Origin of the sequence: Bacillus sp. RHFS10 (assembly GCF_016757475.1) — a bacterium.
Lineage (GTDB): Bacteria > Bacillota > Bacilli > Bacillales > Bacillaceae > Bacillus > Bacillus subtilis_G.
The window spans coordinates 494,838-517,073 of the sequence record NZ_JAESPO010000002.1; the positions used below are offsets into that span (position 1 = coordinate 494,838).

General features: G+C 43.3%; 22 protein-coding genes and 2 pseudogenes. 17 read left to right on the forward strand and 7 right to left on the reverse strand.

The genetic code is table 11. The annotated features are described in order from the left end of the window. Positions 1 to 110 precede the first annotated feature (110 nt). Together JMN17_RS09215 and JMN17_RS09220 are read right to left on the reverse strand one after the other, a co-directional pair. Entirely contained in the window at positions 111 to 2,879 is a 2,769-nt protein-coding gene (locus JMN17_RS09215) for a DEAD/DEAH box helicase (RefSeq protein ID WP_087992649.1), read from the reverse strand. Beyond that, complete coding sequence (locus JMN17_RS09220) at positions 2,866 to 4,476, reverse strand: SWIM zinc finger family protein (protein ID WP_087992648.1); 1,611 nt, start codon at positions 4,474 to 4,476, stop codon at positions 2,866 to 2,868. Before JMN17_RS09220 ends, JMN17_RS09215 begins: the two co-directional genes overlap by 14 nt. Positions 4,477 to 4,679: 203 nt before the next feature. Between JMN17_RS09220 and JMN17_RS09225 the strand changes: the two genes are divergently transcribed. From JMN17_RS09225 to JMN17_RS09290, 14 genes and pseudogenes are all read left to right on the forward strand, one after another. After that, positions 4,680 to 4,823, forward strand: coding sequence for a hypothetical protein (locus JMN17_RS09225; protein ID WP_003221769.1), 144 nt, complete (start codon positions 4,680 to 4,682; stop codon positions 4,821 to 4,823). A 232-nt stretch (positions 4,824 to 5,055) separates the two neighbouring features. Then, positions 5,056 to 5,802, forward strand: a complete 747-nt coding sequence (locus tag JMN17_RS09230; protein WP_087992647.1) for a YveK family protein — start codon at positions 5,056 to 5,058, stop codon at positions 5,800 to 5,802. Beyond that, positions 5,792 to 6,508 (forward strand): CpsD/CapB family tyrosine-protein kinase, encoded by a 717-nt coding sequence (locus tag JMN17_RS09235; protein ID WP_087992646.1) that lies wholly within the window; start codon positions 5,792 to 5,794, stop codon positions 6,506 to 6,508. The genes JMN17_RS09230 and JMN17_RS09235 overlap by 11 nt, the downstream gene beginning before the upstream one ends. A 48-nt stretch (positions 6,509 to 6,556) precedes the next feature. Then, on the forward strand, positions 6,557 to 7,321 hold the full coding sequence (locus JMN17_RS09240) for a tyrosine-protein phosphatase (protein WP_087992645.1): 765 nt from the start codon (positions 6,557 to 6,559) through the stop codon (positions 7,319 to 7,321). Positions 7,322 to 7,516: 195 nt separating this feature from the next. Then, positions 7,517 to 8,839 (forward strand): UDP-glucose 6-dehydrogenase UglF, encoded by a 1,323-nt coding sequence (gene uglF / locus JMN17_RS09245; RefSeq protein WP_202327930.1) that lies wholly within the window; start codon positions 7,517 to 7,519, stop codon positions 8,837 to 8,839. Positions 8,840 to 9,209: 370 nt separating this feature from the next. Continuing rightward, positions 9,210 to 9,632 carry a YwqH-like family protein gene (locus JMN17_RS09250; protein WP_202327931.1) on the forward strand — a complete coding sequence of 141 codons (423 nt, stop codon included), beginning with the start codon at positions 9,210 to 9,212 and terminating at the stop codon, positions 9,630 to 9,632. A gap of 9 nt (positions 9,633 to 9,641) precedes the next feature. After that, complete coding sequence (locus tag JMN17_RS09255) at positions 9,642 to 9,902, forward strand: YwqI/YxiC family protein (RefSeq protein ID WP_087992642.1); 261 nt, start codon at positions 9,642 to 9,644, stop codon at positions 9,900 to 9,902. A gap of 18 nt (positions 9,903 to 9,920) precedes the next feature. Further along, positions 9,921 to 11,138, forward strand: a pseudogene (locus JMN17_RS09260) (ribonuclease YeeF family protein); the annotation flags it as partial. Positions 11,139 to 11,580: 442 nt separating this feature from the next. Next, on the forward strand, positions 11,581 to 11,892 hold the full coding sequence (locus JMN17_RS21725) for a CdiA family toxin C-terminal domain-containing protein (RefSeq protein ID WP_242519874.1): 312 nt from the start codon (positions 11,581 to 11,583) through the stop codon (positions 11,890 to 11,892). Further along, positions 11,893 to 12,279, forward strand: coding sequence for a ribonuclease toxin immunity protein CdiI (gene cdiI / locus JMN17_RS09270; protein WP_087993995.1), 387 nt, complete (start codon positions 11,893 to 11,895; stop codon positions 12,277 to 12,279). It begins immediately after the preceding gene. A 143-nt stretch (positions 12,280 to 12,422) separates the two neighbouring features. Next, positions 12,423 to 13,319 (forward strand): annotated as a pseudogene (locus JMN17_RS09275) (T7SS effector LXG polymorphic toxin); the annotation flags it as partial. 7 nt (positions 13,320 to 13,326) lie between these two features. Then, positions 13,327 to 13,980 carry a hypothetical protein gene (locus JMN17_RS09280; RefSeq protein ID WP_087991762.1) on the forward strand — a complete coding sequence of 218 codons (654 nt, stop codon included), beginning with the start codon at positions 13,327 to 13,329 and terminating at the stop codon, positions 13,978 to 13,980. 171 nt (positions 13,981 to 14,151) lie between these two features. Further along, the gene (locus JMN17_RS09285; protein ID WP_087991761.1) at positions 14,152 to 14,646 is read left to right on the forward strand and encodes a hypothetical protein; all 495 of its coding nucleotides are present in this window, start codon (positions 14,152 to 14,154) and stop codon (positions 14,644 to 14,646) included. Between the two features lie 56 nt (positions 14,647 to 14,702). Continuing rightward, a complete protein-coding gene (locus JMN17_RS09290; RefSeq protein ID WP_202327932.1) occupies positions 14,703 to 15,419 on the forward strand; it encodes an endonuclease V in 717 nt (238 codons plus the stop codon). A 30-nt stretch (positions 15,420 to 15,449) separates the two neighbouring features. Here JMN17_RS09290 and JMN17_RS09295 read toward each other — a convergent pair whose 3' ends face one another. Next, positions 15,450 to 16,316, reverse strand: coding sequence for an AraC family transcriptional regulator (locus tag JMN17_RS09295; RefSeq protein WP_202327933.1), 867 nt, complete (start codon positions 16,314 to 16,316; stop codon positions 15,450 to 15,452). Between the two features lie 155 nt (positions 16,317 to 16,471). Between JMN17_RS09295 and JMN17_RS09300 the strand changes: the two genes are divergently transcribed. Continuing rightward, positions 16,472 to 18,751, forward strand: a complete 2,280-nt coding sequence (locus tag JMN17_RS09300; protein ID WP_202327934.1) for a beta-L-arabinofuranosidase domain-containing protein — start codon at positions 16,472 to 16,474, stop codon at positions 18,749 to 18,751. Between the two features lie 68 nt (positions 18,752 to 18,819). On the opposite strand, the gene JMN17_RS09305 is transcribed toward JMN17_RS09300, so the two are convergent. Then, complete coding sequence (locus JMN17_RS09305; protein WP_148962574.1) at positions 18,820 to 19,701, reverse strand: LysR family transcriptional regulator; 882 nt, start codon at positions 19,699 to 19,701, stop codon at positions 18,820 to 18,822. A 122-nt stretch (positions 19,702 to 19,823) separates the two neighbouring features. On the opposite strand from JMN17_RS09305, the gene JMN17_RS09310 reads away from it, so the two are divergent. Continuing rightward, on the forward strand, positions 19,824 to 20,369 hold the full coding sequence (locus JMN17_RS09310; protein WP_202327935.1) for a flavodoxin family protein: 546 nt from the start codon (positions 19,824 to 19,826) through the stop codon (positions 20,367 to 20,369). Next, complete coding sequence (locus tag JMN17_RS09315; protein WP_087991755.1) at positions 20,366 to 20,587, forward strand: hypothetical protein; 222 nt, start codon at positions 20,366 to 20,368, stop codon at positions 20,585 to 20,587. The genes JMN17_RS09310 and JMN17_RS09315 overlap by 4 nt, the downstream gene beginning before the upstream one ends. Before the next feature lie 26 nt (positions 20,588 to 20,613). Here the strand turns inward: JMN17_RS09315 and chrA are convergent, their stop codons facing one another. The 3 genes from chrA to chrS are packed head-to-tail and all read right to left on the reverse strand — an operon-like array spanning position 20,614 to position 22,231. Beyond that, positions 20,614 to 21,150 carry a chromate resistance efflux protein ChrA gene (chrA, locus tag JMN17_RS09320; RefSeq protein WP_087991754.1) on the reverse strand — a complete coding sequence of 179 codons (537 nt, stop codon included), beginning with the start codon at positions 21,148 to 21,150 and terminating at the stop codon, positions 20,614 to 20,616. Beyond that, a complete protein-coding gene (gene chrB, locus JMN17_RS09325) occupies positions 21,147 to 21,740 on the reverse strand; it encodes a chromate efflux transporter subunit ChrB (RefSeq protein ID WP_087991753.1) in 594 nt (197 codons plus the stop codon). The genes chrA and chrB overlap by 4 nt, the downstream gene beginning before the upstream one ends. Before the next feature lie 14 nt (positions 21,741 to 21,754). Then, positions 21,755 to 22,231: a chromate efflux transcriptional regulator ChrS gene (chrS, locus tag JMN17_RS09330; protein ID WP_003235604.1), complete on the reverse strand. Its 477-nt coding sequence runs from the start codon at positions 22,229 to 22,231 to the stop codon at positions 21,755 to 21,757. Between the last annotated feature and the right edge of the window lie 5 nt (positions 22,232 to 22,236).

Genomic DNA, 22,236 nt, shown 5'->3' on the forward strand with positions numbered 1-22,236 from the left:
GTGCATCCTATTAATAACCGGCGTAACGGATTCTCTGGACATTCCGGCGTGACGGCTACGAACGGAAAAAAGCTGGCTCTTTCAAAGAGCCAGCTTTTTTATAGTCATGATCATCGCGCTGAGGCGCTTAATGTAAACAATTCTTCGAGTGCCTGTGTGGAAAGCTCGGTAATCCAGTTTTCACTTTGGATAATTTGGTCGTTCAGGGTTTGTTTCGATTCAAGCATGACATCAATTTTTTCTTCGATTGTTCCCGTCGTAATCATTTTATGAACGTGGACAAAGCGCTCTTGGCCAATGCGGTATGCCCGGTCAGTGGCCTGGTTTTCAACCGCCGGGTTCCACCATCTGTCATAATGGATGACGTGATTGGCGGCGGTCAAATTGAGCCCGGTGCCTCCAGCTTTTAATGAAAGAATCAGTGTCGGGTATTCTTTCTTCTGGAATTTCTCAACGAGTGTATCCCGCTCCTGCTTGGAGAGACTCCCGTTTAAAAATTGCACGGGTTCGCCGAACGTTTTTTCAAGCAGCCGTTTCATCATGTTCCCCATCTGAATGTATTGCGTGAAAATGAGGCAGCTTTCGTTTTGGGCGCGGATCGCCGTCATGAGTTCCAGCAATTTTTCGAGCTTAACTGATCTGCCGGCCAACAATTCGGTCTGATCTTCCTTTAAATAAAGCGCGGGATGATCGCATATTTGTTTAAGCCGTCCGAGCATGCTGAGGATCAGCGCTTTTCGCTGCATGCCGGTCAGTGATGTCATATGGTCAAATGTGTCTTTGACAAGCTGCTCATAAAGTGACGCTTGTTCGGCTGACAGCGGGATAAATTCTTTTTCTTCCAGCTTTTCAGGAAGATTAAGCGCGACCTCTTCATCCCGTTTCGTCCGCCTAAGAAGGAATGGCCGGATTAATTGTTGAAGCTGTCCGATTCTTTTTTCGTCCCGGTCTTTTTCGATCGGCAGCACATAGCGTTTATGGAAGCCCGTCAGACTGCCGAGGTAGCCTTTATTCATGAAGTCAAAAATGGACCACAGCTCGGTCAAACGGTTTTCCATTGGCGTGCCGCTCAGCGCGATATGGTGAAGCCCTTTAAGCTTTCTGATTGCGCGTGATTGCTTCGTATGCGCGTTTTTAATATTTTGCGCTTCATCAAGACAGATTGTGTTCCATGTCACAGAAGACAGCTCTTCCGAATCGGCATGAGACAGTCCGTATGAAGTGAGTACCACATCTGCGTTTTCGTAATGCGCGTCGAAATCATCACCTTTTGGCCGGCGCGGCCCATAATGGAGCGCTACAGTCAGGTCAGGAGCAAAGGTTTGAAGCTCCCGCTGCCAGTTGCCGAGTACGGATGTCGGCGCGATAATCAAATTCGGCGTTTTTTGCCGGCCGCTTTCCTTCACGTGAAGGAAATAGGCGATCATTTGAATCGTTTTTCCAAGGCCCATGTCGTCAGCCAGACAGGAGCCAAAACCGCTTTCCCGCAGAAACAGCAGCCAGTTCATGCCGTATTTCTGATAGGGGCGGAGCGTGCCTTTGAAAGAAGGACTGACTTCGTGATCCGGCAGGTTTTCAGCGGCAGTAAGCTTCCGAATCAGTGACCGGAGCTGTTTGGACAGATCGAATTGAATGCCGGCAAAAGCGGATGTATCAATCAGATCTGAATCCTCAAGCCCGCCTTCCTCTTGATCCATTAGTTCTCGCGACAGAATATCAGACATGTGGAGTCCTTCTGATTCCGCTTTTTCCATCAGGCGTTTCATCTGTTTGATAAACTGCGGATCAATTTTGACCCATTGCCCGCGGATATTAACAAGGCGCCTGTTGCTGGCGACAAGCTCATTAAATTCGGCCTCAGTCAGCTCAATTCCATTTGTTGCAAACCGCCAGTTGAAATCAAGCAGCGCATTCATGCCGACAAATGACTCGCCGCGTGGGGCGGATGACACCTTTGCCTTCAGCATCATGTTGCTGTCTCTGACAATTTGCCACCAGGACGGCAGGAGGATTTCAACGCCCATATCGACAAGCGTTTCACTCGCTTCTGACAGAAAGATCCAGGCTTCTTCCTCCGAAATCAGAGTGGTCCCGGAATCAAATGACAGCCACGGAACCGTTCTGTGAAAGCGGTCTTGCTCACGCGCGATTTTATCGCTGTGCGCCTGCCATGATTTTTTGAGGCTTTTCAGCCCGTCAAAGAATTCAACAGCGCCGTTCTTTTTATCGCGTAAAAACAGTTCGATTTTCCAATCGTCTCCGTCAAAATCCGGCTCATTTAAGCGCAGGCCGACTGTAAATGGAGATCGATCGTCAATCCAGCCGATGCCTTCAAGAAAATCCTCTTCATCAAGAAAATGTCCGCGGAATGACGTGACCGCAGGCGATTTCTCCTTGATGTGCTCCCATTTCTCCTGCAGGTCATCGTCGTATTGGACGTAATCCTGCACTGCGGCGGAAAACCAATCCGCCGTAAAGCCATCCAGCATATTATCGCGGTCCTTCCAGCGAAAAACACCGTTTGTCCATGCTTCATAGTCAGGCAGATAATCACCGTCTGCGATAAATTCATAGATGGTTGATGCCGCCTCAATCAGCGGCTCCGTTTCTTCTGTAAGCTGCACGGAGCTGAATGAGTTGAACGAGTTTTTGCCGAGAAGCTCTACAGTCATCCATGGAGAAAGCAAAACAGCGGTTGTCCCGATGAAGCTGACATCCTCAAGAAAGGTTCCGTAAAATGAGGATTCATGCCATTGGAACAAATGCCTCTTCATATGGCTGTAGGGAAGGGGCTGCTCATTCTCATCAAAGGCTGAGAGCGTAAATGACCCATCTTCCATTTGTTCGACGTGAATGAGTATTTCTTTAAGACTCGCCATCAATCAACTTTCCTTTCTGCAGTTCTTCTTGAAGCGCGCGCAGGCGCTTATAATGCGAGCTCAGCTGCTGAATATACCGCTCCCACACCTTCAATTTCTTCGCTTTTCTGTACAGGGTGCGCAGTTTTTTTAAATGCCGGGCGGCTTCCTTGTACGAGCTGCGGTTTTTTTGATCGATAAAAAAGGCCACTTCTCTGTGGTAAGCCGGGATAAGCGCCTCCGGGTCGCCCGCTGCAATTTCTTTCAGCATCATTTTATCCATTTCATAGATGGAAAAGCCGACAAGGCTGTGAATTTCGATCCACTCGGCATATCGTTTTTGCTCATATAAATGATGGCTGTATTCTGTGAACGTATACGGCAGGCAGCCTGCAGCATAGCGTTCAAACAGCGCTTGGTCATTGGTTTGCTTCACATAGGCATTCAGCAGAAGAAACAGCTCGCCGATCACGTCGCGAATTTCTTTAAACGGCTTATCGAGTTTCGTATAACCCATCGCAATCGATTCAATTCGCTGATACCATGTTTTCAGCCTTTTCCAATCTTTTTTGGCAGTGATTTCACTCAGCCATTGAAACGTATATGGCAGCGCATCCGGCGGGAATTGACCAGCTTCCGCAAAAATAACATCATCATTCTTTTGCAGGAATTCCAAATGCAGGCGCCCGAATTGCAATTCAGGAGAAAAGCGCCGTCCAGCCTCTTTTTTCAAAATGTCCTGTTCACGTGCTACCCATTTTGGCCGCGACAGCAACGCGCTCCAAATTTCACCGAAAATGCGGATGCGTTCATATTGGAAAATATCTTCTTTCAAGAGCAAATGCCGGATAACATCGGGTGTTCTCTCCAAAAACGGATCAAGCGCGAATGACAGCGCGTATGTTTTTAATTTATCAATAGAGCTGTAGATCGTATCCATCAGCTGTTCAACATACGGATTGAGGGAATAAAAGTCTTGATCGGGGTTCAGTTTGCCCGCTTCAATCAATGTAAACATGCGAAGCCACACCGCAATCGCGGAATGAATCTGGTACAGGTTTTTTAGCTCCGGCTTGTTTGGCGTGTGCTTTTTTAAAGCGGACAGGTAGCCGTAATAGAGGCCCTGCATATTTTGGCTGCCTTCCGGCGTGCGCGCCTGCCAGAGAGAGAACTCTGAATCAAAAAAAGCAAGCCAGCTAGAAAGCGATTCTTCATTAGGAAGCACTTTTTCCTGAAATTGCCGGCGGACGAGTTCTTTGCTTTCCTCGAGCTTTTCCCTCTCCAGCCAATGCTCTGTAAAGGTACCCACTCGCTCGAACATTGCATATACATATAAAAAAACAGCCAGCATATGGCGGCAGATTCTTCTGGACGGACATGAACAGCCGCTTTTGGCTATGGCAAACAAGTTCAATGTGACCCGCACAGGCACAACATCCTGCACGTAAGCCGTAACTTCCGTCGGACTCACTGCTTGTAAACGATAGACTGAATCCTGCCGATATAAAATAAGTGCTTTTTTAATCAGCTGAACATGTTCCTCATTGTAAGGAAGCAGTTCTTTCAACTGTTCAGCGGATGCCAGCACATCGTCTTTGGAAATCATATTCTGAAGCATGATTATCGCTCCTAACCGAGTCACGTAATAAAAAGATCCAATTTCTCTATTATATCGCAACACATCGGCCTGAAAAAGTTTTTCCTAAAAAAGGACATAAAAAATGGGATGTGTCGAATGATGTATTAGAGATTGCAAATTGAGAATCAGCATCATATAATAATCGTGTTTTCAACTTAATGGAAGCTGAAAGGAACAAGAAGATGAGTGAAAAGAAATTGAATCAAGAGGAATTTCTGAAAATTTTGATGCATGCACATGAGATTGGTGAACGGTCATCTGAGATGACGACGAAGGAAATGCTTGAAAATTTAATTTCTCATATTAAAAATGGATATGCAACATAAGAATCCCGCACGCCTGATGCGGGGTTTTTTTATGCGAGAAGACGTGAACGCCTGAATGGAAGAAAAAGGGCATCTTTGTCAAGGTAGAAAATAGAGCGCTTTCATAAACGATCGCAACATAAGGTTTTGTAAAAAAATGTCGAATAATGTCACGTGAAAATCTGGAGAAATGCGGTTTCTACGTTGTATAATCGTATATGGAAAAGGATGCTATAAGAGATTTGGAGGTATCATGGGAGAATCTACTAGTTTAAAAGAGATATTATCAACGTTAAGAAAACGCATGCTTTTGATTATGATTGTAACCGCAGCTGCCACTGCTGCCGGCGGACTTATCAGTTTCTTCGCACTTACACCCATCTATGAAAAATCAACTCAGATTCTGGTCAATCAATCGAAAAACGACCGAAAAGAAGTCCAATTTAATGATGTCCAAACCAATCTTCAGTTAATCAATACGTATAACGTCATCATTAAGAGCCCTGCCATCTTAGACGAAGTCATTAAAGAGATGGGCCTGTCGATGACCTCTCAAGAGCTGAATGACAAAATTACCGTATCCAGCGAGCAGGACTCCCAAGTGGTCAACATATCAGTCAAGGATGTAAATGCGGAAACAGCGGCTCATATTGCCAATACCATCGCATCTGTCTTTCAAGACAAAATCACAACCATTATGAATGTTGACAATGTCAGCATTTTGTCAAAAGCCGAGGTTTCAGGACATCCGTCACCTGTATCGCCAAAGCCGCTCCTAAACATTGCTATCGCGTTCGCGGCGGGATTGGCGGGAAGCATCGGACTGGCGTTCCTGCTTGAGTATTTGGACAATACGATCAAATCGGAAGAACAGCTCGAATCCTTGCTGGACATACCTGTTTTAGGGACGGTTTCCACCATTGCAAATGAGCAGAAAAAAGCGGCAAGCTTACACGGTATCCAATCTGAAAAAGCGGGGAGTGGGCATTTTGGCGCTTAAAAAAAGCAGAGGCTCTTGGATGCGCAGGAATGTCATTGCGATGACAGAGCCGAAATCCTTGAACTCTGAACAATATAGGACGATTCGTACGAATATAGAATTTGCTTCAGTGGATCGTCAAATGAAATCAGTGATGATTACATCGGCCTGTCCCGGAGAAGGAAAATCAACAACGGCCGCTAATCTTGCTGTCGTATTTGCCCAGCAGGGAAAAAAAGTGCTCCTGATTGACGCTGATTTGCGAAGACCAACAGTACATACAGCCTTTCATCTTGAAAATATAATAGGTTTAACATCTGTTTTATTAAAGAAAAGTTCACTGGAACAGGCTGTACAAACATCTAATGAAAAACAGCTTGACGTGCTGACGAGCGGCCCGATCCCGCCAAACCCGGCCGAGCTTCTCTCCTCAAAGTGGATGAAAGAACTTGCCGACGAGGCGTGTGCGGCATATGACATGGTCATTTTTGATACGCCGCCTATTCTCGCTGTAGCGGATGCACAGATTTTAGGGAGCGTGGCAGACGGTTCTATTTTGGTTATTTCAAGCGGTAAAACAGAAAAAGAACAAGCCGCAAAAGCGAAAGAGGCACTTGAATCGTGCAATAGCAAGCTCCTTGGGGCGATTATGAACGGCAAAAAGTTTTCGAGGGATTCTGCATATGGATACTACGGAAACAAGGATAACTTCATACAAAATAAATAACGTGCATCTTGCCCGTTATTTATTTTTGCGGAAAAAGGGGGCTAAGACATGATAGATATCCACTGTCACATTCTTCCTGGAATGGATGACGGGGCAAGCGTTTCAGCTGACAGCATAGAAATGGCAAGAGCCGCTGTTCGTCAGGGAATCCGGACGATTGTAGCGACACCGCATCATAAGAACGGTGTGTATGAAAACGAGCCGGCGGCAGTCAGAGAAGCGGCAGATCAGTTAAACAAACGTTTAATCAAAGAAAATATCCCTTTAACCGTGCTTCCGGGGCAGGAAATCAGAATCTACGGCGATTTAGAGCGGGGCCTTGCTGAACGGCAGCTGCTCTCGCTGAATGATACAAAATACATCCTGATTGAGTTTCCGTTTGATCAGGTTCCCCGCTATGCGGAGCGGCTCTTTTATGAGTTGCAGCTGAAAGGATATATTCCGGTTATCGCCCATCCTGAACGCAACAGGGAAATTCGCGAAAACCCATCCTTGCTGTATCATCTTGTGGAGAAAGGAGCGGTATCTCAGATTACTTCAGGAAGTCTTGCGGGGACTTTCGGAAAACAGATGAAAGCATTTTCTCTCCGGCTGGCTGAAGCCAATTTGATTCATTTCGTAGCCTCAGATGCTCATAATCTGAAAACAAGAGACTTTCGCTGCCGGGAAGCCCTTGATGTTCTTGAGAAAGAATTCGGTCGGGAATTTCCTTATATACTGACGGAAAACGCTGAGCTTCTCCTGCAGAATCAGACGATCTTCAGACAGCCTCCGCGGCCGGTCAAGAGAAGAAAATTATTTGGGCTCTTTTAAACAGCCGGTTCTCATTTCACCACTTCCTTTCTGTGCGCGATATAATAGTATATTGTATGATTGAATCACATTTCAGAAATCTGTACAGGCTGAACCCGACAGGCTATGCGGGAGATCATCCGCATTCATGATAGGATGTTCTCATACGATATTATGGAAGCTGCAAAGCAGCAATTTAACTGTTGGAGGGAAACAATGAATATAACAGTCATCGGAACAGGCTATGTCGGTCTTGTGACAGGTGTTTCTCTTTCTGAGATTGGATATCATGTAACCTGCATTGATATTGACGCTCACAAGATTGATGAAATGAGAAAGGGCATTTCCCCCATATTTGAACCGGGTCTTGAAGAGCTGATGAGGAAAAATACAGCTGATGGACGGCTGAACTTTGAAATGAGCTATGAGAAAGGCTTGGCACAGGCAGACATTATTTTTATAGCGGTCGGTACACCGCAGAAAAGCGACGGGCACGCGAATCTGGAGCATATTACAGATGCGGCCAAACGCATCGCCCGGCATGTCAAACAGGATGCCATCGTGGTAACGAAAAGCACAGTGCCCGTCGGGACAAACGATTTGATTAAGGGGCTGATCACTGAACATCTTGCGGCGCCTGTCAGCATTTCGGTCGCGTCCAATCCGGAATTTTTACGTGAAGGGTCAGCGATCTCTGACACGTTTCATGGCGATAGGATCGTGATCGGAACAGCGGATCAGACAACAGCCAAGACGCTTGAGGAGCTTTTCCGCCCGTTCCAAATTCCGATTTATCAAACGGATATCAGAAGCGCCGAGATGATCAAATATGCCTCAAATGCTTTTCTGGCCACTAAAATCAGTTTTATAAATGAAATTTCAAATATATGTGAAAAGGTCGGCGCCGATATTGAAGCAGTCGCGTACGGCATGGGACAGGATAAGCGGATCGGGAGCCAGTTTTTAAAAGCGGGCATAGGTTACGGCGGCTCTTGTTTTCCGAAGGACACAAACGCCCTCGTGCAAATTGCCGGCAATGTCGAGCATGATTTTGAGCTGCTGAAATCGGTCATCAAAGTCAACAACAATCAGCAGGCGATCCTGGTAGATAAAGCGCTGAACAGGCTCGGCGGGGTGACGGGAAAAACGATTGCCCTTTTGGGACTGTCATTTAAACCGAATACAGATGATTTGAGGGAAGCGCCGTCGATTGTCATCGCAGACCGTCTCGCTGCGCTCGACGCCCATATGAAAGCCTATGATCCGATTGCCGCGGACCATGCAAAGCGTGTTCTGCCAGAAGCCGTTGAATATAAAGAGACAATCGAGGAAGCTGTCAAAGGCTCTGACGCCGTCATGATTTTAACCGACTGGGCCGACATTAAACAATTCCCGTTAGCGGCCTATCAGAACTTGATGGAAACGCCGCTCATCTTTGACGGCAGAAACTGCTACACATTGGATGAAGCAGCCGCTGCAGGGGTGGAATATTATTCTGTGGGACGGAAGGCGGTTGTTCCAGCAGGTGCAATTCAATAGTTGGAAAAGAGAAAACTGGCTGGGAGCCGGTTTTTTTCTTTTCTGCTAAGGTCTAAAACGAAAAATAACAAAAGCAGAATGTACTCTTACAACAAGAGATAGATCATCAATATCTGTCTCTTTCAAGTGCCTTTATAACTATGACTTTAGGTGCTCCAATATCATAAAGCGCTTTCATTAGCTGTATAACGAACAAAAACAAGATCATAGACCTACACATAGAGAGTGTTATACGCCTAAATTAAGCCATTTACCCTATTTATGCCGCCTTCTGGCTATTTTAAAATATAATATATGGAAATAAAGTATGGAAAAGTCTATCTTCATCAGCTCCTCCATACGACTTTTTGAGTATTAAGAGGTGATTCAGATGGGTTATGAAAGTAAGCTGGTGGATATCAAAAGTTCGCTCAACGGAAAAATTTCCGATATCGAAGACAAGATCGAAAAGCTGAAAAAAGCAAAAAAGGACATAGACACACTGCAAGAAGAGGCCATTACAGAAATCAAAGACATTGTGAAACCGGAATTGGGCAAGCACTGGACGGGAACAAAAGCGGATGATTTCGACAAGGGCAGAGAAGAGGCGAAATCGGAAGCTTCCAAGATTGTGAATGATAAGTATAACGAGTATATGGCTTCGATTAGTGGTGAAATTATTAGTCTAGAATTAAATAAAGCCACTTATGCGACGGAATTGTTCATAGCAAATGGTGCAGCAGATCTTCTTAAAAAGGGAGAAGAATTCGCGGAAGAAGTCGGAAATACAATTAGACAACTAAAATGGTGGTGATCTTTTTTTATGTCAGAAATTAAGCTGAAATACGATACTGTTATTAAAACATTGGATTCTGTCAAAGATGCGCTGGCTGGTGTATCAATCGGCGCCGCCGGATCCAATGGCAAGAACAACCTGGAATATACAAAAAAGTACCATGAGCGCGAGGCAAGCATTAAAACCATGCTGGGCGATTATAAAAAAGCTGTCCAAAAAAACATAGAAGACACGAAAGACAATGTTGATTCACTGAAGGAGCAGGACGAGGCAATTGGCGCAAAATAGCATAGAAAGGGCTGTGCAATGAGTAAAGTATTTGAATCAAAGACTTTAATCGAAGAAGCGAAGAGCAGAAAAAAGCAATATGAAACGCTTGAAGAGCAGTTAGAAACCCTAAAAAAAGCGTTTCAGGCTGTAGCCAATCTAGGCCAAGATTTTACAGGGAAAGGCGCAGACAACATCAAAGATTTTTTTCAAGGACAGGCTGATATTGTAGACACGTGGCTGAAACTTGTCTCAGCCCAAATCGCTTTTTTAAAAGGGATTTCAGGGGATATCAAAGAAAAAGAATTGAAAGATCATTATGTGGAAACGTCATATCTGGAAAATGAGCTGACAAACGGGAGTTTGAAAGCGTCTGAAATCGTCTCCGCGCACAAATTGGAGATTGATAACATTCTCGCCGATCTTGTCGGCATTTTGGATTTATCCTCTTATTCTCTTAACGATTACGCAGACAAGATGTACGACGCACAAAAAATCCGGCGCGATACGATTACAGCGGTTGATGAACTGGACGAGTCACTGACCACAGAATATCAAAATCTGCAGTCGCTCGATAATGCCGTGCTTGCTAAGTACACCGCTTTAATGCAAGCAACAAGCAAAGGAAAAAGCGCCTCTCCCATTCACTACAACAAAAAAGCATTCACCTCAAGCGAAGTGTATAAAGGTACGATAGAAGCGGAAAAACAAGCGACTTCTTATATTGAGGCGAAAGAACAGCAAGCAGAAGCAAGACGCCTTCAAGAAAAAGCGGAAGAAGAAGCGAATAAACCATGGTACGAAAAAACATGGGATGGCGTCTGCACCTTCACAGGCGAAGTCACCGGCTATTATGATACGATAAGAGCAACCGAAGGCTACGATCCTGTCACAGGAGAAAAACTTTCCACAGCCGAACGCGTCACAGCAGGCGCCATGGCAGCCGCAGGGTACATCCCGGTCGTCGGCTGGGCAGGCCGCGCCTTCAAAGGCGGAAAAGCCATCTACAAAACCGGAAAAGCGGCTATCGCAGCCGAACACGCATTAGATGCCTACAAAACCGGAAAATCCCTAGATATTCTTAAAATGTCAGAAATGGGCGCATACGGCCTTGTTGCTTCTAACGGATTCTCAGAAGCTGTTACTGGACGGGATATGTTTGGCAACGAAGTGTCAGAGGAGAAGCGGAAGCAAGGTGGGCTGGAAGCGGCTTTGAGTTTAGTTGGTGCAGGTGCGCTGGCGAAACATGTAGATAAAGGCATACCGCTTGCAACTCATTCAAAAGTCCAAAAAGCTAACAAGACATTAGAAAAAGTAAAACAATTCAAAGTCCCAACAAACGTCCGCGTGTACGCAGAACGCCCTGTAACTCCGGATGGCTCCACGTTCGGAATCCCGTCAGTCCGTGTAGATGTAGAAAAGACGGCTGTGAAGGATCTTGGGATTGTGAAGATGGCTAGTGGTGGTAAAGGTAGTAAGGGTACGGGTAATCTAAAATTTAAAGAAGGTTACTATGCTGAACATACAACAGGACCAGTTAAAAAGTTTACAGAACGTAATGGTGTTAGTGGTGGACATAATTATGATGAGTTTAAGAATTATTTTGATAGTAAATCTAACAAGTATGAGTTGGAAAATGTTAATAAAAAAGAACATCCAAGTATAGATGGAATTTTCGATATAGAATATAAAGTAAAATATGAAAAAAATGGACTATACTGGTAAAAACGGAACGGGCGAATACAAAGTAATACCTAATAAAGACAAAATGTATAAAAAGACAGTGTACGACCCAAAGGTTATTCCGGATGATGAAATAATAGAATTAAGCAAAAAGGCAATGGTTGAAGGATTAAGCAGTAAAAGGGAAATTCCTCTATTAAAACAAAAGAAGATAAAAATACAAGGACAAACAGACTATGATGGAAAAAAAATAAAATTTGAAGGTATTATGAATTCAGAAACTGGAGAGATAGAGAATGCTTATCCAGTGTTAGAATGGGTGGATTAGATGAGTGTATATGAAGATTTTATTGAGATGATGAAACAGAATAATTTGACTAAAGAAGCAGTTATAGATGTATTGAATCTTTATGTTAATGGACGTAACTTCCTTCACCATTTAGAAGAATTTAAGAATAAAGATGGGGAACGTCGGGAATATAATGGAGTAATTTTTTCAGATGAATATGAACAAGATGATGAGGAATACTTTGGACAAAATAAAGTTCTATTCTATTCTGGTGATGGTGATGATGATTACGATATTGTGGATTATGATGAATTGTATCAGTATTTAAGTGCAACATGTAATTTTTATCTAGAAAAAAATCCTGAAAAGAAAGAAGTTATTGAAGAGTTGTCTAAGAAAATAAAAGAAAAATATAATATTAAATAACTAATAGAAAGTATGGATACTTGATGCAGAGGTGAGATGAAGAAGCCTTTTCTAAGTACAATAACATTATTTTTGATTTCTTACCTTGATTGGCTACTGAAGCCTTTCAAGGTTTTTTTATAAATGAATTGTTTTTTCCTGTCACTGGCGAAAAACTCTCCAGAGCTGAACACGCTTTAGACGCCTACAAAACAGGCAAATCCTTAGACATTCTCAAAATGTCAGAAATGGGCGCATACGGCCTTGTTGCTTCTAACGGATTCTCAGAAGCTGTTACTGGACGGGATATGTTTGGCAACGAAGTGTCAGAGGAGAAGCGGAAGCAAGGTGGGCTGGAAGCGGCTTTGAGTTTAGTTGGTGCAGGTGCGCTGGCGAAACATGTAGATAAAGGCATACCGCTTGCAACTCATTCAAAAGTCCAAAAAGCTAACAAGACATTAGAAAAAGTCAAACAATTCAAAGTCCCAACAAACGTCCGCGTGTACGCAGAACGCCCTGTAACTCCGGATGGCTCCACGTTCGGAATCCCGTCAGTCCGTGTAGATGTGGAAAAGACGGCTGTGAAGGATCTTGGGATTGTGAAGATGGTTAGTGGTAAAACTCCTAATTTTTCTAAACTTCATGATTATGTCGCTCATAATAATTATTATAGTTCTAAAGAATTTAGAAGAATGATAAACGAAGCAGAATACTTTGATCATGGGAAAAAACATATAAAAGCTAAGACTGATGAGCAGGCAAAACAATTCAGTGAGACTGGAAAGAAACAAGCTCAGTATTTGGCGTCTGTAGATAATAAGACTTTAGAGAAATTAGTTTTACAACAGGGTAAAATTGTTGATGAAGGAAAAGGAACTATTTACTTTTTTCACCGCTTTGACCAGCCTGTTGGTTATGACTTAGGGAAACCTGCTAATTGGGTAAGAGCTGAGTTGACAAGTGGGGGAAAATATCACGGACATCCAATGAATGATGATAGAATAAAAAATTATTTAAACAAAATGATGTCAAGAGAAGAGTATATTCAAAATAGGAAGTGAATACACTTTGAAAAATGATGATTTTTCTAGAATACAACCATTAAAGTTCTTAGATGGATGGACTGTGGTAGTGAATAATTTAAACTCAGAAAAAAGAACGGAAGAAAAATATGAACTACTAAAACTACAAAATGAAAAACGCAATGCTGCTATTAAAGTAATATATGAAAATAATCAATACCATAACAAAGTAGTTGGCTTAAAAACAGATATGATTTATGAAGAAGCAACTTTTGATGAAATAGAACATTTATTAGAACAATTAGAATATCAAATCTGGAATGTGGGGAGTGGGGTTTTAGAGGATTTGCAGCCACTTACCCAACAGATTCCAAATTTCTTAAGGCTTAAGATACCGGCTGGTTGGACTGTTGATTATATTACATTAAAAGATACTGATCCTAAGACTCTAGAGGCAAATGATGATGCTTGGTTATTTGACTTTAACCAAGATCTCCTGCAAATTTCTCATAAGACAAAAAATTTGTTGCTTGATGTAGGGTGGTACCCAGAAGGAGATCCAACCGGTAGCTATGGCATTGAACTTATAAAAAACGGAGATTGGGAAAATCCTGTAGAGGATATTATGTGCACTGAACTTAAAGAATTAATTAAACAATTGGATCTTATTTTTATAAAAGAAATTAACAATGAATATTAATAAAAAAGCAGATGATACTATCTGCTTTTTTCAATGAGCCATAATTTCTATAGAACTCTATTTGTGAAAAGGGAATTAGACGAATGGTACAAGAACGAATGTGCAGAGATGATGATTGAAAAGAGGTGTGGGAGCTACAGTTGATCTTTGAGAAAGTTGGTATAATCAGTAATGAAATACGGACATTATCATCATTTAGTAGAAGAAGTTATTGATTTTTCAAAAATGTTTAAACCTCTAGCATCAAATGATATCTGTTATTTTACTAAAATCATTAATGACAAAATAAAAGCTAAATACCATGCATATGAAGAAGTATTTGGTGAAGATGAATATACGTGGAAAGATATAAGAGAAAATGAAATGAGTGAAGTATGGGGCGATATTTACGGATTAAACGATGATCAAAAACCACAAGACTTAGACGTTTTACTAGAATTTTTTTCTGAAAATGTCAGAAGTGTTTCGGCTGAATTTAATATTTTTTTTGAAGATGTTGTAGCAGACCTGAATAATTGTGCAATCAATAGAGCGATAAATGGGAACACACACAATTTTTTTGAAAAGCTTTTTGAAATTTATAAAGCGGGCTATTTTCCATGTGGATGGGATGGAGATTTTCCTAATGGAAGTTTTATCGCCTTGAAAATAGATTCAAAGCCATAAGAAACATTTGAACAGAGAAGACTATTTTAGGAAGTAAAGAGAGGAAAACTAGTGAAATGAAAATACATCATATTCACGATTTTCATCTAAAAGATGAATTGGATTTTGTCCAAACACAACAATCCCTTATACATAAAATCAACCTATCCCCCACTATCCATCCAGACTCCATCAACACCTGTGCGGGCGTCGACCTCGCTTATTGGGATCAGGATGGCGAACCGTATGGGGTGTGCAGCATTATCGTGATTGACGTTGATACAAAAGAAGTCATTGAAAAAGTGCACAGTATGGGGAAAATCAGCGTGCCGTATGTTTCCGGTTTTCTTGCGTTCCGCGAGCTGCCGCTGATCATCGAGGCGGCCAAAAAGCTGGAAACGGAGCCGGATGTGTTTTTGTTTGATGGCAACGGGTACCTGCATTACAACCACATGGGGGTTGCCACCCATGCGGCTTTTTTTCTTAATAAGCCGACAATTGGGATTGCGAAAACCTATCTCAAAATCAAAGGCTGTGATTTCGTGATGCCTGAAAATGAAGTTGGTGCATATACCGATATTATCATTGACGGCGAGGTATATGGACGGGCGCTGCGGACGCGGCGGAACGTGAAGCCTATTTTCTTGTCTTGCGGAAATCATATTGATTTAGAAAGCAGCTATCACATCGCGATGAGCCTGATCAATCAAGAAAGTCGGCTGCCAATCCCTGTCCGCCTTGCTGACCTTGAAACACACGTCTTGCGAACATTTTATCAAAAAAATCACGTGTAACACTTGCAGACCGAGAACTGCAAGTGTTTTTTATTGGTTCCTGTATATCTCGCTTATATATACAGACGGGGCTACTCCTGTGACCCGTTTGAACACTCTGCTGAAGTAATAAGGATTAGAAAAGCCTAATGTGCTGCTGACTTCGGTTACGTTTAAGTTGCTTGTTTTGAATAGATCAATTGCTTGTGCGATCAGCAGTTCATTTTTATAAGCTGTGATGCTTTTCCCGGTTTGCTTTTTGAAAAGGGAAGAAAGATAGGCATAATTCATTTCTAAAGCGTCCTCAAAATCTCTACTAACCAGCTTTGCATGCTTGTTTTGGTGAAGAAATTCAATAATTCGGCTGATGATCCTTGAAGAGCGGGTGCCTGCCTGACTATGTATCGCATTGCTATACAGGTCAATAAAAAATTGATAAGTGAGCGAACACGCTTGGAGCGCTCTGAAAGCACTTGGTGATTCAAAAGCATGAATAATGCTGCTTAGCTGTTTTTCTGTGTACTCACGATGAGAGACAGAACCGCTTTTCGGAAAGGTTAATTTCGATGAATAGATGCTGTCGAGAAGGATTGGTGAATTGTGAAATGGAGAAAACTCTTCCTCCTGATCCAAGGAAGGTTCGGCATAAAAATGAAAGTAGTACCATTCGGTTCCGGGTGTATAAAGATCGCCTCCCCAATGCGGTGTATTGTTCTTAAGAAAAAGATATCCCCCCGCTTGAATGCGGTACTCGTTTTCGTTCTCAAATACATGGATCGAGCCTTGTTTTACGTAAAAAAATACACTGATTCCATCCATCGTCCTGTCAGGGTGCCGTAAAGTCCCTTCTATATCCTTCATATGTCCGGCCTCACGGATCTTAGGCAAATGATTGGCTTGGAGTTTTACTTTATACATGGCTTCACCATCTTTCTCTTGTCTTATCTCCAGTGTAACGGTTCAATCTAAAAAAAGGATATGTTTTTGATAAATATTGAATTCACATCCCTTATGATCATTTGGATAATAAAAGCATCACTATGAATGATGAAACATGATAGGGGGAGATCAAGATGGAAAATGTAACATTATTAAAAGGCATGTTTTATGATTCTCAGATGAAAGGGAAGGAATATTTGCTTTTTTTGGATGTAGACCGTCTTTTGGCTCCGTGTTATGAGGCTGTATCTCAGTTGCCTAAAAAACCGCGCTACGGCGGGTGGGAGGCAAAGGAAATTGCCGGGCATTCAATTGGTCACTGGCTGTCCGCCGCATCAGCTATGTACCAGGCTTCCGGGGATGAGGAGCTAAAAAAGAAAGCAGAGTACGCAGTGAATGAACTGATCCATATCCAGCGATTTGATGTAGAGGGATATGTAAGCGGTTTCTCCAGGGCGTGTTTTGATGAGGTGTTCAGCGGTGATTTTCGAGTGGACCACTTTAGTCTGGGGGGGTCTTGGGTGCCGTGGTACAGCCTCCACAAACTGTTTGCGGGATTAATAGATACGTATCGGCTAACCGGCAATCAGACGGCTTTACGAGTCGTCGTCAAGCTGGCTGACTGGGCAAAAAAGGGGCTGGATCGCCTGACGGACGAGCAATTTCAGCGAATGCTGATATGCGAGCATGGCGGAATGAATGAGGCGATGGCGGATCTATATATGCTGACGAAAAACAAAGAATTTCTTGAACTTTCAGAACGTTTCTGTCATCGCGCCATTCTTCAGCCTCTGGCAGAGGGGAAGGATGAACTTGAAGGAAAGCATGCCAATACCCAAATTCCAAAGGTGATTGGAGCCGCTAAGCTGTATGATATAACGGGTAAACAAGCATATAGAAAAGCCGCACTCTTCTTTTGGGAACAGGTTGTCTATCAGCGTTCCTACGCAATTGGCGGCAACAGTATCGGAGAGCATTTCGGAGCAAAAGGCAGCGAGGAGTTAGGGGTAACGACCGCGGAAACGTGCAATACGTATAACATGCTGAAATTGACGAAGCATTTGTTCCGGTGGTTTCACGAAGCGAGATTTATGGATTACTATGAAAACGCGCTTTATAATCATATTCTTACTTCCCAAGATCCCGATTCGGGCATGAAAACCTATTTTGTTTCCACACAGCCGGGCCATTTTAAGGTGTATTGTTCGCCGGAAGATTCTTTTTGGTGTTGTACCGGCACGGGAATGGAAAACCCCGCTCGCTATACGCAGCATATTTATCATATAGACCAAGACGATCTGTATGTGAATTTATTTATTCCTTCACAAATAAACATGCAAGAAAAACAACTGATCATCTCACAGGAAACCTCTTTTCCAGCGTCGGAAAAAACCAGGCTGATTGTGAAAAAAGCTGACGATGTGCCTATGACGCTGCATATTCGCATGCCTTATTGGGCAAATGGCGGCCTTAAAGCTTGTGTCAATGGGAGGCGAATTCAGCCGGTTGAGAAAAATGGGTACCTGGCTATTCACAAACATTGGAACATAGGAGATTGTATTGATATTGATTTGCCGATGAAACTCCACATCTATCAAGCGAAGGATGATCCTAAAAAAAGCGTCCTGATGTATGGGCCGGTTGTATTGGCAGGAGCACTGGGGAGAGAGGAATTCCCTGACACAGATATACTTGCTGACCATCTCGCCCTTAATAATCATCCATTAATTGATGTCCCTGTGTTGGTTGCGGATCAGCGTCAATTGGATCAATGGGTGAAGCGGATAGATGAAACATCACTCATATTTCGAACAAAACCGATTGGCCAGCCGGGTAATAAAGAAATCACATTAATGCCGTTCTACAATGTGCATCATCAGCGGTATTCCGTTTATTGGGATGTGATGACCGAGAAAGAATATCTTGATTATACAGATGAAGAAAAAGAAAAGGAGGAGATCATCAGACGCATAACAGTTGATGCCGTTCAGCCGCATGAGCAGCAGCAGGAGATCGAACATCACCTAAAGAAAGAAAACTCTTACTCCGGTTACGCGGATATTGTTCACAGAGGCTGGCGAGACAGCAGAGGAGATGGTTTTTTTAGTTATGAGATGAAAACAGAGCCGAGTCAACCCATGTATTTGCTGGTCACATATTTTGGAAGTGATGATACCTTTCAAGCAGAAGGACAAACTTACGAAAGACATTTTGAGATTATGATAGATGATCAATTACTCGCCAGACAGCAGCTGAAGGCAAATCATCCGGGAAAGCTTTTTGATGTATGTTATGACATTCCAGTTGCATGGACGAAAGGAAAAAAGAGCGTAACTGTCACGTTCAAATCAAAAGAGGGAACAGCAGCGGGCGGAGTATTTGGGGTAAGGATGATAAATGAGAAAATGGTTTAACAATGAATGCCTAGCGATATGAATTGCTTGTTCATTCAAAAACTTGCGGCACATGGGCCGCAAGTTTTTTATTTGAATGTTTTCCTCGTCAAATCGATAAAAGCCTTTAATGGCGCAGACATCCATTTGTCCTTGTGCCATGCTAATTGAGTAAAAACGGGGCAATCGTTCTGCCAATTGAGTTCTTTCATCCGGCCTGCTGCGATATCATCTTTTACTGTCATTTCAGGCAATAGTCCAATTCCAAGTCCCGCCATCACGCATTGTTTGATGGCTTCTATGCTGACAAATTCTAATTTGTCAGGGTAGACAGCGGCGTCATGTAAAGTGTTTTCAAAGAGCGTGCGGTAAGAGCAGCCGTCTTCTGTCAGCAGAAGGGTTTCGTTTTGAAGGTCCTTCAATGTTACTGGTGAATGTGCAGGGAAAGGATGGTCGTTGGCAGCTACTATTTTAATCTCATCCTGAACCAGAGATTCAACGTGCAGTGCGTCGTCCGCCCGGCTTACATCCAAGATAAAGGTGATATCAAGCTGGCCCTGTAAGAGCTGTTCTTTCGCTTGCTCATTGGAAATATACGGTTTGAAGATGAGCTTTACTTGGGGAAAAGCCTGTTTAAATGCTTTTATGATAGGCGGAAGACGGTATGTGCACTGGCTTTCCGTCGCCCCGATTTTTAAGGTTCCTGTTGTTTCTCTAACTTGATTTGCGGCCATTTTTGCCTCTTCTGTTAAAGTAATGATCTTCTCTGCATAGGCTTTGAACGTTTTGCCGGCTTCTGTCAGGATGAGCCGCTTGCCGAGCCGCTCAAATAAAGGCGTCCCGATTTCTTCTTCAAGTGATTTGATCTGAGAGGTAACACTTGATTGTGCATAATTAAGCATCTTGGCGGTTAGGGTGAAGTTTACCTGTTCTGCTGCCGTAATAAACGTTATCAGCTGCTTCAATTCCACCTGTTCTCTTCCTTTCTAAATCGATTTAATCGATTGTGTTAATCGAAATAATCATCTGTATTGATTAATGAATTCATTATATGATGAAGAAAATCATTCGTAAACAAAGGAGCAGATGCATCATGAAAATTGCGGTTATTAATGGCGGCACGCGGTCTGGCGGAAATACGGATATTCTTGCGGAGAAAACTGTTCAAGGATTCGATACGGAACACATTCATTTGCGTAAATATCATATCCAGCCAATTGAAGATTTGCGCCATGCTGAAGGCGGCTTTGGCCCGGTTCAAGATGACTACGATTCAATCATTGAACGGACATTGCCATGCGATATTCTCATATTCGCTACCCCCATTTATTGGTTCGGCATGTCAGGAACGTTAAAGCTGTTTATTGATCGCTGGTCTCAGACATTGAAAGATCCCCGATTTCCTGATTTTCAACAGCAAATGTCGATGAAGCAGGCATATGTGGCAGCAGTGGGCGGAGACAACCCTAAAATAAAGGGGCTGCCGTTGATTCAGCAATTTGAGCATATTTTTGCATTCATGAGGATGCCTTTTAAAGGCTATGTATTGGGAGAAGGCAATCGTCCCGGCGATATTCTTGATGATCATCAGGCGCTGTCCGCTGCGAGCCGATTATTGAAAAGACATGATGCGATATGAAATTTCTGCTGTCGGTCATTGCTGGTATGCTGATGCTGGCATTCTTTTTCATTTGGAAGGCGCCGCCTGCTGATTGGATTCAGATTGAAACCAATTCGCATCAGATTAAGCAATCTGTGAGAATAGCAGGGACCATGCTGCAAATCAAGCACATTAAGAAGAATGATGCAGGCGAAGAACAAATTGTCATATCGAACGGCATTTCGGGACCAAAATAAAAAAGCACCTGTCCGGGTACTTTTTTCTACAAATGAGGAATCACAAGACCGCCATACAAAAATGCCGCGATAATCAGAAATGCCGGATGCATCTTGAATTTTGTCATGGCAAGAAGGGAAATCCCCGCAATCACGATAGATTGGATCCAGCCGATCGCTTTGATGCCATCGGCGCCGATTTGCCAGGTAAGAATGAGCATCATGACCGCGATGACAGGCTGAACGGATAGCGTCATGCCCTTGATGACGGGTGATTGGCGGAAGCGCTGAATGATGCGCAGCAGGACGATCAATGCGAGCGCCGACGGTACAATGGTTGCGATCAGCGCAACCAGAAAGCCGGGCCACCCGCCGGCGCTGTACCCGACATAGGCGGCGATTTTGGTTGCGATCGGTCCCGGCAATGCGTTCGCAAGCGCGAGCATATTTGAGAATTGGTCGTTTGAAAGCCAGCTGTATCTGTTGACAACTTCTTCAAACATCAGCGGGATAGACGCAGGTCCGCCACCGTATCCGAGTAGGTTTGCGATAAAAAACGCCATAAATAAATAAATCATAATCATGAGGCCGACATTCCTTTATCTTTTGAATGTTTATTTGTGATTTTGTCTTTTAATCTAAAATGAAACGCTCCGTACGCTAGGAAAATGATAATGACAAGGCCCGGATTGATCTGTAGCGTTTGCAGGCCGATAAAAGCAATGATAAAAAACAGGATGCCTGTAACCCAGCCGAAACCTTTAAGCGCTTTTTGGCCAAACTCGTATGCCATGATACCGAGCATTACCGCAATGACCGGTGTTACAGCACCAATCATGCCGGCAACAACTGCTGAATGGCTTAAGACATTTACAGCGGCAAACAAGCCCACCATAGCAAGACAAGTAGGCAGAATATGGGCCAGGGTTGCGACAATCGCGCCTAATGTGCCTTTTAGCTTGAAGCCCAAATACGCAGCCATTTTTGTGGCAATCGGTCCGGGAAGCGCATTAGCGATCGCTAATATTTCTCCGAACTCATCATCGTCAATCCATTTATATTTATTGACCGCTTCATGGCGGATCAGCGGAATCACGGAAGGTCCGCCCCCGAACCCTAAAATTCCGGTACGCACCATTGCGGCTGTCATATCCCGATAAGGATGATTTTTCATTCGTTTCTCTCCTTTTACAGCTTCATTCCCATACGGCTTTTGTATCGTTTGATCAGCATCTGGCAATCAACGCTGACGACGCCTCGCAGCGGATACAGCCGTTTTGTTAAAAACTCTTCCATTTCTTGATCGTTGGCAAAGATCCCGTGCATATGCAGCTTGCTCGGGCCTGTCATGTGATAAAGGCTGGTGACCGCAGGCTCTTCCTCAAGCTTAAGAGCGACCTCTTCTAAAAACTGCGGCTCGACCTCGACATTGAAAAACACGGATACATGAATGCCGATTTTAGCGGGATTGATGACAGCGGTGAATTTTTCAATAACACCGGCTTCGATTAATTGGTTGATACGAGCCTGTACGGCGACCCGTGATAAATCAACTCTTTTGCCAAGATCCGTATAAGATATCCTGCCTTCCTCGTGTAAAATGGTGAGAATTTGTTTGTCGATCTCATCAAGAACAAGGTTGGGGATTTGATATTCATGACTCAATTGCT

Bases quoted from the DNA above. Each gene is read 5' to 3' on its own strand.
- JMN17_RS09285 (WP_087991761.1), top strand. From the start codon at position 14,152: ATGAAATACGGACATTATCATCATTTAGTAGAAGAAGTTATTGATTTT.
- JMN17_RS09255 (WP_087992642.1), top strand. From the start codon at position 9,642: ATGTCAGAAATTAAGCTGAAATACGATACTGTTATTAAAACATTGGAT.
- JMN17_RS09230 (WP_087992647.1), top strand. From the start codon at position 5,056: ATGGGAGAATCTACTAGTTTAAAAGAGATATTATCAACGTTAAGAAAA.
- JMN17_RS09220 (WP_087992648.1), bottom strand. From the start codon at position 4,476: ATGCTTCAGAATATGATTTCCAAAGACGATGTGCTGGCATCCGCTGAA.
- JMN17_RS09315 (WP_087991755.1), top strand. From the start codon at position 20,366: ATGAAATTTCTGCTGTCGGTCATTGCTGGTATGCTGATGCTGGCATTC.
- JMN17_RS09300 (WP_202327934.1), top strand. From the start codon at position 16,472: ATGGAAAATGTAACATTATTAAAAGGCATGTTTTATGATTCTCAGATG.
- JMN17_RS09215 (WP_087992649.1), bottom strand. From the start codon at position 2,879: ATGGCGAGTCTTAAAGAAATACTCATTCACGTCGAACAAATGGAAGAT.
- JMN17_RS21725 (WP_242519874.1), top strand. From the start codon at position 11,581: ATGAAAAAAATGGACTATACTGGTAAAAACGGAACGGGCGAATACAAA.
- JMN17_RS09290 (WP_202327932.1), top strand. From the start codon at position 14,703: ATGAAAATACATCATATTCACGATTTTCATCTAAAAGATGAATTGGAT.
- JMN17_RS09225 (WP_003221769.1), top strand. From the start codon at position 4,680: ATGAGTGAAAAGAAATTGAATCAAGAGGAATTTCTGAAAATTTTGATG.
- chrA (WP_087991754.1), bottom strand. From the start codon at position 21,150: ATGATTATGATTTATTTATTTATGGCGTTTTTTATCGCAAACCTACTC.
- JMN17_RS09310 (WP_202327935.1), top strand. From the start codon at position 19,824: ATGAAAATTGCGGTTATTAATGGCGGCACGCGGTCTGGCGGAAATACG.
- JMN17_RS09250 (WP_202327931.1), top strand. From the start codon at position 9,210: ATGGGTTATGAAAGTAAGCTGGTGGATATCAAAAGTTCGCTCAACGGA.
- JMN17_RS09240 (WP_087992645.1), top strand. From the start codon at position 6,557: ATGATAGATATCCACTGTCACATTCTTCCTGGAATGGATGACGGGGCA.
- chrB (WP_087991753.1), bottom strand. From the start codon at position 21,740: ATGAAAAATCATCCTTATCGGGATATGACAGCCGCAATGGTGCGTACC.
- JMN17_RS09295 (WP_202327933.1), bottom strand. From the start codon at position 16,316: ATGTATAAAGTAAAACTCCAAGCCAATCATTTGCCTAAGATCCGTGAG.
- cdiI (WP_087993995.1), top strand. From the start codon at position 11,893: ATGAGTGTATATGAAGATTTTATTGAGATGATGAAACAGAATAATTTG.
- uglF (WP_202327930.1), top strand. From the start codon at position 7,517: ATGAATATAACAGTCATCGGAACAGGCTATGTCGGTCTTGTGACAGGT.